Source organism: Pseudomonas californiensis, from assembly GCF_021147775.1.
GTDB classification, from domain to species: Bacteria; Pseudomonadota; Gammaproteobacteria; order Pseudomonadales; family Pseudomonadaceae; genus Aquipseudomonas; species Aquipseudomonas californiensis.
This window is the reverse complement of record NZ_JAGTPK010000001.1, coordinates 342706-355180: the sequence shown is the minus strand read 5'-3', so window position 1 is coordinate 355180 and position 12475 is coordinate 342706. Positions and strand designations below refer to the sequence as shown.

Here is a 12475-nt window from a genome sequence, read left to right as displayed (position 1 = left end):
GGGAATACAACCAGGACTTACCCAAAATGGACTTTTTTTGATTTAAATGGATTTGAATCATGACCGACTTTACCTCTATCGAATACGTACACGAATATCTGAACAACGCCTCCGCCGATCAGCTGTCCAAGGGACTGCTTTCTCAAGAAGGCGCGGATCTGATCCAGCACGTCATCTCCGCTCCAGTCGCCTCGGAGGAGGACGGCATTACCATCGGACGGTTCGTCATGCCATTGCATGGCGGTACCACACTGATGCGCCTGTTCGTCATTCGTGGCCCGGCCGGCCAACACATTCTTTACGTACCCGAGCAGCCTGCTTCTCCGGGTGATCGAATTTTCCACGAGAACCACGACTGGACACGCACCTGCTATGTACTGGGTGAGTTTCTGGGCAAGCCGGGGGGTCTGGAGTACATGCTTGACCTGGTCACTGAAGACCAAAAACACCATGTTGCCGATTACTTTGAAGAACTCACTCGCTTGCCGTCCTCCTGGAGCGAAAACGCCTTTGTACTTCTGCCAGCCAGTGGCGAGACTTACCTGCACCAGATCCAGGCCATTGTGAATCGTTGATGGCTCCAGGCAGTCCTGGACACGCCAGCCGCCGACAGCTTCCTGTCGGCGGTCTGCTTTTGCGTCTTCTGTCGGCACGGCTTCAATCACACTCCCACCCGCCCGGCAGTCAGTCGCGTGCAAGAACATCGCTTCACTCAAGCCAACGTTGCCTGACCGGTGTAGAATCGACGCTATTCATCGCCATCATCCCCCGGCGGGTTTATGAGCTCGGGCCGAGTACACGGTGATCCCGTGGTTTTTCGGTTTCTTCGCCGCTTGCGGTCACTGCTGTTTGCGTGCGACGTCAACAGAAGCTCACTCCCTTCCCTGATTAGCCTTATTTTGCCGGAGTGCTCCAATGCCTGATTACCGTTCGAAAACGTCCACCCACGGCCGCAACATGGCCGGCGCCCGTGCCCTGTGGCGCGCAACGGGCATGAAGGATGAAGACTTCAAGAAACCGATCATTGCCATTGCCAACTCGTTTACGCAGTTCGTACCGGGCCACGTGCACCTGAAAGACATGGGGCAACTGGTCGCCCGCGAAGTCGAACGCGCCGGTGGCGTGGCCAAGGAATTCAACACCATCGCAGTCGATGACGGCATCGCCATGGGCCATGACGGCATGCTGTATTCGCTGCCAAGCCGCGAAATCATTGCTGACTCCGTGGAATACATGGTCAACGCGCACTGTGCTGACGCCATCGTCTGCATTTCCAACTGCGACAAGATCACCCCAGGCATGCTGATGGCGTCTCTGCGCCTCAATATCCCGGTAGTCTTCGTGTCCGGCGGCCCGATGGAAGCAGGCAAGACCAAGCTGGCCAGCCATGGCCTGGATCTGGTCGACGCAATGGTCATTGCTGCCGACTCTACCGCCAGCGACGAGAAAGTCGCCGAATACGAGCGTAGCGCCTGCCCGACCTGCGGTTCGTGCTCCGGCATGTTCACTGCAAACTCCATGAACTGCCTGACCGAGGCTCTCGGTCTTGCGCTGCCGGGCAACGGTTCGGCACTGGCGACCCACAGCGACCGCGAGCAACTGTTCCTGCAGGCTGGCCGTACCATCGTTGACTTGTGCAGACAGTATTACAAGGAAAACGACGATTCGGTTCTGCCGCGCAACATCGCCAACTTCAAGGCGTTCGAGAATGCCATGACGCTGGACATCGCCATGGGCGGCTCGACCAACACCATCCTGCACTTGCTGGCCGCGGCTCAGGAAGCTGAAATCGACTTCGACCTGCACCACATCGATCGCCTGTCACGCAAGGTTCCACAGCTGTGCAAAGTAGCGCCGAACATCCAGAAGTACCACATGGAAGACGTGCACCGTGCTGGCGGGATCTTCAGTATCCTCGGCGAACTGGCGCGCGGCGGCTTGCTGCATACCGACCTGCCGACCGTGCACAGCAAGACGCTGGCTGAAGGCATTGCCAAGTGGGACATCACCCAGACTGACGACGAAGCCGTGCACACCTTCTTCAAGGCAGGCCCGGCCGGCATTCCGACCCAGACCGCGTTCAGCCAGTCGACCCGCTGGGAAAGCCTGGATGACGACCGTGAAAACGGCTGCATTCGCAGTGTCGAGCATGCCTATTCGCAGGAAGGTGGCCTGGCCGTGCTGTACGGCAACATCGCGCTGGACGGTTGCGTGGTAAAAACTGCCGGTGTCGATGAGTCGATCCATGTGTTCGAAGGCAACGCCAAGATCTTCGAAAGCCAGGACAGCGCCGTGCGCGGGATCCTTGCCGACGAAGTGAAAGCGGGCGATATCGTGATCATTCGTTACGAAGGCCCGAAAGGCGGCCCGGGCATGCAGGAAATGCTGTACCCGACCTCGTATCTGAAATCCAAGGGTCTGGGCAAGGACTGTGCACTGCTGACTGACGGCCGCTTCTCCGGCGGTACGTCTGGTCTGTCCATCGGTCACGCCTCGCCGGAAGCGGCTGCGGGCGGTGCCATCGGCCTGGTACGCGACGGCGACAAGGTGCTGATCGACATCCCGAATCGCTCGATCAATCTGTTGATCGACGATGCAGAAATGGCAGAGCGCCGCGCCGAGCAGGACAAGAAAGGCTGGAAACCGGTCGAATCGCGTCCACGCAAGGTCACCACCGCCCTCAAGGCCTACGCCTTGCTGGCAACCAGTGCCGACAAGGGCGCGGTACGTGACAAGGCGCTGCTGGACAAACTGGTGCCATAAACCGCATCAGCCACAATGAAAAGCCCGGCAGAGATGCCGGGCTTTTTGCTGTGCGGCTGATTCAGCCTTCGCCAGCAAGCTGGCTACAAAGGAAGTAGCTGTTACTGAATATCGTCCGGCTTGACGATCACCCAGTTCTTGTCGGCAGTGACGGGCAGGTTTTCCTTGGCCTGGGCTTCGGCGTTCGCTTTCATCATGCCGTTGAGCTGGGTCATGTATTTGTCTTTGCGGTTGATCCACAGGTGCACGCCGCCTTTGCTGACATCGACGCCGTGGAACAGCATGTAACCGTCACTGGTCGGGGTATCGCCACCGACCAGCACTGGTTTTTTCCACTGATCGATATAGGTCAGAATCGCAGCCTGTTTGCCGGCCATCCAGGTGGCAGGCGTCCAGAGGTACGGCGTCAGCTCCATCCCCATATTGCTTTTTGCGTCGTATTTACCCGCAGTGATTTGTTTACGTGCTGTGGTCAACGCACCGGTCTTCGGGTCTTTGAGCAGCAGGCTGACGCCGATCACATTCTCGGGTTTGACGTTGTAGCCGTATTTGGGGTCGGAAGCGACCATGCGCACCAGTTCTTCGGAGGCGGCGGTCATCACGTAGACTTCGATGCCGTTCTCCATCAGCTTTTTGTACAGCTCGGTCTGCCCGGTGAATACGCGTGGCGGCTCGACGTTGAGCTGTTTGACGGTATCGCCGTCGTAGTAGGTCGCAGGCACCGGCTTGCCAAGCGCCATCAACTCATCAACGTAGCCTTTGAGTTCCTGAAGGGTAAAACCGGAGAACACCTGCGCGACCCACGGGTAGCACACCATGTCGTCCACTTCGCACAGACGGTAGTAGTAGCTGAACAGGCTTTCCTTGTGATCGGCGGTGTCCTTGAACGGCATCAGCTTCAGTGAAGGGTCGAGCTTTTCGCGCGTGATCAGGCCTTTGTTTTCCATGTACGGCAACAGCGACTCTTCAAGGTCGAAGCGATAGCTGGTGTTGTCCATGTCAAACACCGCGTAATTACCTTTGTTGGCATTCGCAGCGATCATGGCATCGAGCGCCTTGGCGGCCGGCTCGGGCCAGTGCTTCAACTCAGTGGCGGCGAAGGTCTGGCTGGCCAGACCGGCAAAGAGTGCGGCAACCAGCATTTTTGGCGCGAGTTTCATTGGCGTTTTCCCCTTCTCAAAATACCGAAGGGTCAGACCGTAACAAAATATTGTGAAGACAAAAGTGCGTCAGCGACCCGCGCAGGGCCAGAAGACGCCATTTTGTCCACTGTTTACGACAGCAAAACCAAAAACGACATTTTTATGTCATTTTCTTTGCAGCGTTCCACGCCCGGCACTCCAGTGTCTTTCAAGTGCGCTCCCAGACTTCGAAGCTGTAAGCCGGCTTATCGTCGACCGCCGGGTTCTCGACTGTGGATGCCAACGCCCATTGCGCCGGATCAAACTCTGGAAACCACGCATCGCCAGCAGGGCTCAAGGCTACGCGAGTCAGGTACAGCCGATCGGCCTGAGCAAGACCCTGCGCATACAGTTGTGCGCCGCCAATCAGCATGACTTCGTCGGCGCCTTGCTGATCGGCCCACTGCTCGGCGCGCTCTACAGCTGCTTCGAGTGACGCGAAGACTTCCGCGCCTTCAAGTTGCAGATCTGTCTGGCGGCTGACCACCAGATTCAGGCGACCCGGCAACGGGCGACCCAGTGAGTCCCAGGTCTTGCGCCCCATGATGATCGGCTTGCCGAGCGTCGTGGCCTTGAAGTATTTGAAATCCCCCGGCAGGTGCCAGGGCATGGAATTGTCGACACCGATCACTCGGTTTTCACCAAGGGCGGCAATCAGGCTGAGCGGGAGATGAGTTTTCATGGCGGCGAGAATATCAGAGCCCGCTCGGCAAGCCACTGAACTGTTACATGCCGTGCTCAGTCCGATGACAGCGGTTATGCTCACCGCTGAACTCATTGAAGAGACGCCGTGTGACTTCGCTGACCCCACTCGACACCCTCTGGCTGACTGAAGCTGTGCGCCTGCGCGAGCGCCAGGCAGGCACGCTTGATGATCAGGAAGCCAATCGACGCGCCCGCGCCGCCCAAGGCGACCTGACCGCCCGCATTCAGCATCGCGCCTTGTGGCTGGCCGAGCGCGACGGCATGGTTGCGGCGCTGCATCACTGGAAGCAAGGTGCGCGCCTGGCACTGATCGCGCTGGCGATCTTCGCTGTCATCAGCGGCGCGGGCCTGGCGTTCGCAGCGATGGGCGACGGGCAGTCGCCGGTCAACGTGTTCTGGGCGCTTGGCAGCCTGCTGGGCTTGAACCTGGTATTGCTGATCAGTTGGGCGCTGGGCTTTGTGTTTGCCGGGCGCAGCAACAGCGGGCTGGGCCGCCTCTGGCTATGGCTGAGCGAAAAGCTGGCGCGTGACGCCCAGGCCGCTCAACTGGCACCTGCGTTGATCCTGCTGCTGCAGCGCAAACGCCTCAACCGCTGGGTGCTGGGTCTGCTGGTTCACGGGCTCTGGTTGCTGGCCCTGCTCAGCGCGTTGGTGCTGTTGTTGATGCTGATGGCAACCCGGCGCTACGGTTTTGTCTGGGAAACCACCATCCTGAGCAGCGATACCTTTGTCAGCCTGACCCAGGCGCTGAGCACGATTCCGGGGTGGCTGGGGTTCAGCGTGCCGGACGAAACCATGATCCGCGCCAGCGGCAGTGGTGCACTGAGCCTTGAAAGCGCCCGACAAGCCTGGGCAGCCTGGCTGGTGGGCGTGCTGCTGTTCTACGGCATCGTGCCGCGCCTGATGCTGGCGGCGTTCTGCCTGTGGCGCTGGAAGCGCGGACGCGCCGCGCTGCGTCTCGACCTGGAATTGCCTGATTATCTGGAATTACGCGAACGGCTGATGCCCAGCAGTGAACGACTGGGCGTGAACGACGCCGAACCCGCTTTGCTGCATCAGGTTCATCCAAACCCGGGCGCAACCGTGAGTGACGGCGCATTGCTGGTGGCCATCGAACTGGATGGCCAGCATCCCTGGCCGCCCGAGCTTGCGTCAGGTGTCGCGAACGCAGGCATTCTCGACAGCCGTGAATCCCGCAACCGACTGCTTGAGCAACTGAGCCTCTATCCGCCCGCAAGGCTGGTGATTGCCTGCGACCCGCGTCGATCGCCGGACCGTGGCAGCGTCGCGCTGATTGCCGAGCTGGCCCGCGGTGCCGGGGCAACGCGTATCTGGCTGCTGCCAGCGCCCGCAGGGCAAACCCTGGACGCTGAACGGCTCGATGACTGGCATAGCGCGCTGGAGCAATTGCAACTGCCTTGGTCAGACAGTGCGCCACTGAACTGGTTGGAGACGGGCCATGAGTGAAGTGAACACGGTTCACGCCATCAAGCTTGCCGTCGTCGGGCACACCAACGTGGGCAAGACCTCGCTGCTGCGCACCCTGACCGGCGATATCACCTTTGGCGTGGTGTCTCATCGGCCAAGTACCACTCGCCATGTCGAGGGCGCCCGCCTGTCAGTGGACGGCGAAGCGGTGGTCGAGCTGTACGACACACCCGGCCTTGAAGACGCCATAGCACTTCTTGACTACCTGGAACGCCTTGATCGTCCTGGCGAGCGGCTGGACGGGCCTGCGCGACTGGGACGCTTTCTGGAAGGCAGCGAAGCACGGCAGCGCTTCGAGCAGGAGGCCAAGGTGCTGCGCCAATTGCTGGACTCGGATGCGGGCCTGTACGTGATTGATGCTCGCGAACCCGTCCTGTCCAAGTACCGTGACGAGCTGGCGGTTCTGGCCAGTTGCGGCAAACCCTTGTTGCCGGTACTCAATTTTGTAAGTGCACGTGAGCATCGTGAGTCGGAATGGCGCGAAGCCCTCTCGCGCCTGGGCTTGCATGCGCTGGTGCGCTTCGACAGCGTGGCTCCGCCGGAAGACGGCGGACGGCGTCTTTATGAAAGCCTGGCGCTGCTGCTGGAAAGCGCGCGGCCCAGGCTCGAACGTCTGATTCTGGATCAGGAAAAACAGCGACAAGCCAAACGACACAGCGCAGCGCGCTTGATCGCTGAAACGCTGATCGACTGCGCGGCATGTCGTCGCAGCGTCGAGACCACCGCTGATGAAGAACAGCAGGCCATCGAGGCACTGCGTCAGGCAGTCCGTCAGCGCGAGCAGCAGTGTGTTGAATCGCTCCTCAAGCTGCATAACTTTCGAAAGGACGACGTGACTACCAGCGACCTGCCGCTGATGGACGGCCGTTGGGGCGATGATCTGTTCAACCCGGAAACCCTCAAGTTGATGGGGGTGCGTGTGGGAGGCGGCGTGGCAGCTGGCGCAGCGGCCGGCGCCGGGGTCGACCTGATGGTTGGCGGCATCACCCTGGGCGCTGCGACGCTGGTGGGGGCGATTGCCGGCGGTGCCCTGCTGACGGCGCGCAGTTACGGCGCCCGGTTGCTGGGCAAGTTGAAAGGCAACAGAGAGCTGACCGTTGATGACGCCGTGCTGCGTCTGCTGGCCTTGCGCCAGGGTCATCTGCTACTGGCGCTGGGCGTCAGAGGGCATGCGGCAATTCACAGCATTGAGTTGACCACGCCGCAAGACAAGAACTGGCGCAAGGGCAAGTTGCCGGATTCGCTGTCCCGAGCCCGCGCTCATCCGCAGTGGTCAACGCTCAACCCGCGCGCCAGGCCCAACCAGGCCGAACGGCAGGACGCTATCGATGAACTGGCCGAGATCGTTCTTGAGGGCTGACAATCCGCCTCCATAAAAAAACCCGCATTTCTGCGGGTTTTTTATGCCTCAAGGAGATCAGCCCTTGAACACATCGTCCACGCTGGTCAGCGGGTAGTGCTTCGGATACGGCAGGGTTGCAACGCCGCTCTCGATGGCTGCCTTGGCTACTGCATCGGCGATCAGGCCCAGCAGGCGGGTGTCCATTGGCTTCGGAATGATGTATTCACGGCCGAATTCCAGCTTGATACCACCGTAGGCGTCGCAGACTTCCTGAGGAACAGGCAGCTTGGCCAGTTCGCGCAGGGCATTGGCGGCTGCGATTTTCATTTCTTCGTTGATGCGCTTGGCGCGAACGTCCAGAGCACCGCGGAAGATGAACGGGAAGCCCAGTACGTTATTGACCTGGTTCGGGTAGTCCGAACGGCCGGTCGCCATGATCACGTCGCTGCGAGTGGCATGAGCCAGTTCAGGGGAGATTTCCGGATCAGGGTTCGAGCACGCGAACACGATCGGATCCTTCGCCATCAGGTTCAGGTTTTCAGCGCTCAGCAGGTTAGGACCCGACAGACCGACGAATACGTCAGCGCCATCCAGTGCATCGGTCAGGGTGCGCTTTTCGGTCGCATGAGCGAAAACGGCCTTGTACTGGTTCAGGTCGGTACGGCCGGAGTGGATCACGCCAGTACGGTCAACCATGAAGATGTTTTCGATCTTCGCGCCCATGCTTACCAGCAGCTTCATGCACGAGATGGCAGCAGCGCCAGCGCCCAAGCAGACGATCTTGGCGGAGTCGAGGCTTTTGCCGACGATTTCCAGCGCGTTGATCATGCCGGCAGCGGTCACGATAGCCGTGCCGTGCTGGTCATCGTGGAAAACCGGGATGTCGCACTGTTCGATCAGTGCTTTCTCGATCTCGAAGCACTCAGGTGCCTTGATATCTTCCAGGTTGATGCCGCCGAACGTGATGGAGATACGCTTGACGGTGTCGATGAAGGCTTGCGGGCTTTCGGAATCGACTTCGATGTCGAACACGTCGATACCGGCGAAACGCTTGAACAGAACCCCTTTACCTTCCATGACCGGTTTGGAGGCCAATGGGCCCAGATCGCCGAGGCCCAGAATCGCGGTGCCATCGGAAATAACTGCTACCAGGTTGCCTTTGCCGGTGTACTTGTAGGCCAGCTCAGGGTCACGGGCGATTTCACGCACGGGTTCTGCAACGCCAGGGCTGTAGGCCAGAGCCAGGTCACGAGCGGTTGCGGTCGGCTTGGTGAGTTCGACGCTCAGCTTCCCCGGACGAGGATTGGCATGGTATTCGAGCGCGGCAGTTTTCAAATCTGACATTGTAGTGGATTCCGCTTTTTTTACTGTGGGACAGACGGACCGCCGAGGATACGCAAGATGCATAGTCCTAACAAGACTGACCAGTCACTGCTGTCAAGGGGCGTGTTCTTAGACTTTCCGCTTAGGCGCATGAAATAAAGCAGCCCTGACCGCTCATCGAAACATGTACATTTTCGCGAGGTTTCAGGGGTTGAGCATGGCCGGGTGGGTCAGCGGCATCAGCCAGCGCGCCTGTCCTGACTGTAGACCACCGCGCCGGGAACGGTCCACCACCCAGCCGCGCGCCTCGATTTGTTTGCCTTTCAAACGTTTCAGCGCTGCCACGTCGAATGCCGGGACCAGGTCGGGCGCCACCCGCAACACCATCGAGCCTTGCAACTCTATCCACAGGCCACCGCGATTGCTTTGCACGTCCGTGACGCGTCCGGAGACCACCGCAAAACCGCCCTGGTTGATCTGGTTGACGGCTTGCACCGGCGAGGTACGCCAGACACCAAGCCGGGCCAGACGCGCCTGACGCTCAGCGCTCTGCTGGCAATCGACCAGAGCAGTATTCGGCGCGACCGCAACCAGATAACCCAGGCCTTCGCTGAGCAACTGCGCTTCGAGATTGGCACCGTCGCGCCCATAAACGTTGGCCAGCGTTCGACCATAACGGTCCTTGTCCTGCTGACCGACGCGTACACGGACCTGGCCGTCGCTTTCTTTCACCAGTGCTTGCAGGCGATGCTTGGCCGCCTCGGCAAAAGGCTCGGCAGACTGGCCTTTCTTGCCGGTTTCCGGGGTATTGAGGCCGATCATCCGAACGCTACGACCGTCGCTGAGGCGCAACGTATCGCCATCCACCACACGCTCTACCTGCGCAGTCGGCAGCGAGGCCGGTGCAGGACAGAACGCCTGAGCGCTGGACAACCAAATCGCGGACATAAAAAAGACGCCCACAAGGGGCGCCTTTTCAAGCAGTCTGGAAATGCCCATGGGGCAGCCAGTCTTACTTCGCTTTGGTTGCGCCGAACGCACCGAAACGGGATTTGAACTTGTCGACACGGCCGCCAACGTCAAGCGTCTTCTGCTTGCCGGTGTAGAACGGGTGGCACTCGTTGCACACGTCAAGGCTCAAAGGCTTGGCCAGAGTGGAACGGGTCTTGATGACATTGCCGCAGCTGCAGGTCGCGTCAATGGCTTCGTAAACTGGATGGATATCAGCTTTCATCGGTACTTCCTCAGTCTAACGTGCCGCCACCCAACACTATTGTTGAATACCGCACGGAAATAGGCTGCGGATAGTACCAGACAATCAAGGCGACGCAAGCGAACCTTTGCACCGGCCGTCTGCTAAGATCGCCCCTCCGCCCACTGCCGCCACAGGTAAACACTGCGTGCCCGACGCCATCCTGCGCCTTGCCCTGCCCTCGCCGCTTCGCCGCCTGTTCGACTACCGTGCCCCTGCGGGTGTGTCGCGCAGCGAATTGCAGCCCGGCATGCGTTTGCGGGTGCCATTCGGGCGCCGAGAAATGATCGGCATTCTGGTGGACGTCGTGGACCACAGCGAGGTTCCCGCTGACAAGCTAAGGCCCGCCATAGCCCTGCTCGACAGCCAGGCGCCTTTGCCGCCGTCGCTGTTCAAGCTGTGCCTGTGGACTTCGCAGTATTACCAGCACAGCCTGGGCGACACCCTGAGCTGGGCCTTGCCGGTGCTGTTGCGCCAGGGCGAGCTGGCCGAAACCCGGCAGGAACGCTTCTGGCATGTAGCCTCCGGTGCCAGCGTCGACGATCCGCGCATCGCTCGCGCACCCAAGCAGCGCGAAGCGTTGACTACCCTCGCCCAACACCCGCACGGCGTCGCGCATCAGTTGCTCAGTAAATTGATGCTCAACAAGGACAGCCTCAACCTGCTGCTGGCCAAGGAACTGGTGTACGTCGAGGTACGCAGCCACGCTCCCAGCGCCCGGCACGAACACTGGCTGGCTCAGCCGGAGCTGCCGCTCAACACTGAACAGCGCGCAGCCTATGAAGCTATCCGCGCCGGGTTCGACAGCTTTCATGCGTTTCTGCTGGCGGGCGTCACGGGCAGCGGCAAGACCGAAGTCTACCTGCAACTGATCCGCGAAACGCTGGAAGCCGGCAAGCAGGCGCTGGTGCTGATCCCGGAAATCAACCTCGGCCCGCAGACCCTGGCGCGCTTCGAGCAGCGCTTCAATGCGCGCATTGCGCTGGTACATTCGGCGGTCAATGACCGCGAGCGGCTGGACGCCTGGCTGGCAGCACGGGACGGCGAAGCCGACATTATTATTGGCACGCGCTCGGCACTGTTCACGCCCATGAAGAACCCGGGCCTGATCATCATCGACGAAGAACACGATGGCTCCTATAAACAGCAGGAAGGCCTGCGTTACCACGCGCGGGATCTGGCGCTGGTCAGGGCCCGCCAGGAAAACATCCCGATCGTGCTGGGCTCGGCCACGCCTTCTCTGGAGAGCCTGCACAACGCCTATACCGGCCGTTACGGCCTGTTGCGCCTGAATCAACGAGCTGGCGGCGCTCAGCAACCGCGCTTTCTGCGGCTGGACGTCAAGAGCAGACCGCTCGACAGCGGGATCTCCGGGCCGATGCAACAGGCCATCGGCCAGACTCTCGCAGCGGGCCAGCAAGTGCTGGTGTTCCTCAATCGCCGTGGCTTTGCGCCCACTCTGCTGTGCCATGACTGTGGCTGGATGTCGGGCTGCCAACGCTGTGACGCCCGCATGACCGTTCACCAACGCTCTGGCGAGCTGCGCTGCCACCATTGCGGATACGTCGAGCGGGTGCCGCGCCAATGTCCGTCATGCGGCAAGGTGGACCTGCGCCCGGTCGGTGCAGGCACCGAGCGGGCTGAAGAGCGGCTGGCGATACTGTTTCCTGATTACCCCGTGCTGCGCGTCGACCGTGACAGCACCTCGCGCAAGGATGCGATGAATCAACTGTTCGCAACCATCCAGAAAGGTCAGCCGTGCATTCTGGTCGGCACGCAAATGCTCGCCAAGGGGCATCACTTTCCGCGGGTCACGCTGGTGTCGATTCTGGACGCCGACGGCGGGTTGTTTTCCGGCGATTTCCGCGCCAGCGAGCGCATGGCGCAGCTGATCGTGCAGGTGGCCGGGCGCGCCGGGCGGGCTGAAGAGCCGGGCAAAGTGATCATCCAGACTCACCTGGCCGATCACCCGTTGCTGATCCAGCTCACCGAGCAAGGCTATTTCGCGTTCGCCGAGCAAGCCCTGAGCGAACGCCGCTCAGCAGGGCTGCCGCCGTTCTCGCATCTGGCGCTGCTGCGTGCCGAGGCGCACAAACCCGGCCAGGCCGAAGAGTTTCTGGACCACGCGTGCAGCGAAGCCGAGCAACTGGTGGCACAGATGAGCCTGGGCGGTATCGAACTGCTCGGTCCTGTGCCAGCGCCCATGGAACGCCGTGCCGGGCGGTATCGCGCACAATTACTGCTGCAGTCCAGTGCACGCGCGCCCCTGCACAAACTGCTCAGCGCCTGGCTATTGATGCTGGAGCAAATGCCCAGCGGGCGACAGGTCCGCTGGTCACTCGACGTAGACCCTGTCGACCTTTACTGACACCTGGATCATGGCCCGATCGTAACCGACTGAATAAAATCAGGTTTTCCGAT

Annotated in this window: 10 protein-coding genes; 5 read left to right on the top strand and 5 right to left on the bottom strand. The window is 60.6% G+C overall.

What is annotated here, in order from left to right; translation table 11 throughout:
• Positions 1-59: 59 nt before the first annotated feature.
• Together KDX37_RS01680 and ilvD are read left to right on the top strand one after the other, a co-directional pair.
• Complete coding sequence (locus KDX37_RS01680) at positions 60-575, top strand: hypothetical protein (protein ID WP_231650901.1); 516 nt, start codon at positions 60-62, stop codon at positions 573-575.
• A 340-nt stretch (positions 576-915) separates the two neighbouring features.
• The gene (ilvD, locus tag KDX37_RS01675; RefSeq protein ID WP_231650900.1) at positions 916-2763 is read left to right on the top strand and encodes a dihydroxy-acid dehydratase; all 1848 of its coding nucleotides are present in this window, start codon (positions 916-918) and stop codon (positions 2761-2763) included.
• A gap of 101 nt (positions 2764-2864) precedes the next feature.
• Here ilvD and KDX37_RS01670 read toward each other — a convergent pair whose 3' ends face one another.
• Complete coding sequence (locus tag KDX37_RS01670; protein WP_231650899.1) at positions 2865-3923, bottom strand: HAD family hydrolase; 1059 nt, start codon at positions 3921-3923, stop codon at positions 2865-2867.
• Positions 3924-4113: 190 nt separating this feature from the next.
• Complete coding sequence (locus KDX37_RS01665) at positions 4114-4626, bottom strand: dihydrofolate reductase (RefSeq protein WP_231650897.1); 513 nt, start codon at positions 4624-4626, stop codon at positions 4114-4116.
• A gap of 110 nt (positions 4627-4736) precedes the next feature.
• Between KDX37_RS01665 and KDX37_RS01660 the strand changes: the two genes are divergently transcribed.
• Complete coding sequence (locus tag KDX37_RS01660; RefSeq protein ID WP_231650895.1) at positions 4737-6116, top strand: DUF2868 domain-containing protein; 1380 nt, start codon at positions 4737-4739, stop codon at positions 6114-6116.
• The gene (locus KDX37_RS01655) at positions 6109-7497 is read left to right on the top strand and encodes a DUF3482 domain-containing protein (protein WP_231650894.1); all 1389 of its coding nucleotides are present in this window, start codon (positions 6109-6111) and stop codon (positions 7495-7497) included. Before KDX37_RS01660 ends, KDX37_RS01655 begins: the two co-directional genes overlap by 8 nt.
• Positions 7498-7554: 57 nt before the next feature.
• Here KDX37_RS01655 and KDX37_RS01650 read toward each other — a convergent pair whose 3' ends face one another.
• The 3 genes from KDX37_RS01650 to rpmE all read right to left on the bottom strand — a co-directional run bounded on the left by KDX37_RS01650 (position 7555) and on the right by rpmE (position 10036).
• Positions 7555-8823, bottom strand: a complete 1269-nt coding sequence (locus KDX37_RS01650) for a malic enzyme-like NAD(P)-binding protein (RefSeq protein ID WP_231650893.1) — start codon at positions 8821-8823, stop codon at positions 7555-7557.
• 183 nt (positions 8824-9006) lie between these two features.
• A complete protein-coding gene (locus tag KDX37_RS01645; protein WP_231650892.1) occupies positions 9007-9801 on the bottom strand; it encodes a thermonuclease family protein in 795 nt (264 codons plus the stop codon).
• Between the two features lie 13 nt (positions 9802-9814).
• On the bottom strand, positions 9815-10036 hold the full coding sequence (gene rpmE, locus KDX37_RS01640; protein ID WP_122315860.1) for a 50S ribosomal protein L31: 222 nt from the start codon (positions 10034-10036) through the stop codon (positions 9815-9817).
• Positions 10037-10202: 166 nt separating this feature from the next.
• Here rpmE and KDX37_RS01635 point away from each other — a divergent pair, with 166 nt between their 5' ends.
• Positions 10203-12422: a primosomal protein N' gene (locus KDX37_RS01635; RefSeq protein WP_231650891.1), complete on the top strand. Its 2220-nt coding sequence runs from the start codon at positions 10203-10205 to the stop codon at positions 12420-12422.
• Positions 12423-12475 lie beyond the last annotated feature (53 nt).

What these genes read in the sequence shown, in the direction of transcription:
- KDX37_RS01680 (WP_231650901.1), top strand. Translation starts at nt 60, where the DNA reads ATGACCGACTTTACCTCTATCGAATACGTACACGAATATCTGAACAAC.
- ilvD (WP_231650900.1), top strand. Translation starts at nt 916, where the DNA reads ATGCCTGATTACCGTTCGAAAACGTCCACCCACGGCCGCAACATGGCC.
- KDX37_RS01670 (WP_231650899.1), bottom strand. Translation starts at nt 3,923, where the DNA reads ATGAAACTCGCGCCAAAAATGCTGGTTGCCGCACTCTTTGCCGGTCTG.
- KDX37_RS01665 (WP_231650897.1), bottom strand. Translation starts at nt 4,626, where the DNA reads ATGAAAACTCATCTCCCGCTCAGCCTGATTGCCGCCCTTGGTGAAAAC.
- KDX37_RS01655 (WP_231650894.1), top strand. Translation starts at nt 6,109, where the DNA reads ATGAGTGAAGTGAACACGGTTCACGCCATCAAGCTTGCCGTCGTCGGG.
- KDX37_RS01650 (WP_231650893.1), bottom strand. Translation starts at nt 8,823, where the DNA reads ATGTCAGATTTGAAAACTGCCGCGCTCGAATACCATGCCAATCCTCGT.
- KDX37_RS01645 (WP_231650892.1), bottom strand. Translation starts at nt 9,801, where the DNA reads ATGGGCATTTCCAGACTGCTTGAAAAGGCGCCCCTTGTGGGCGTCTTT.
- rpmE (WP_122315860.1), bottom strand. Translation starts at nt 10,036, where the DNA reads ATGAAAGCTGATATCCATCCAGTTTACGAAGCCATTGACGCGACCTGC.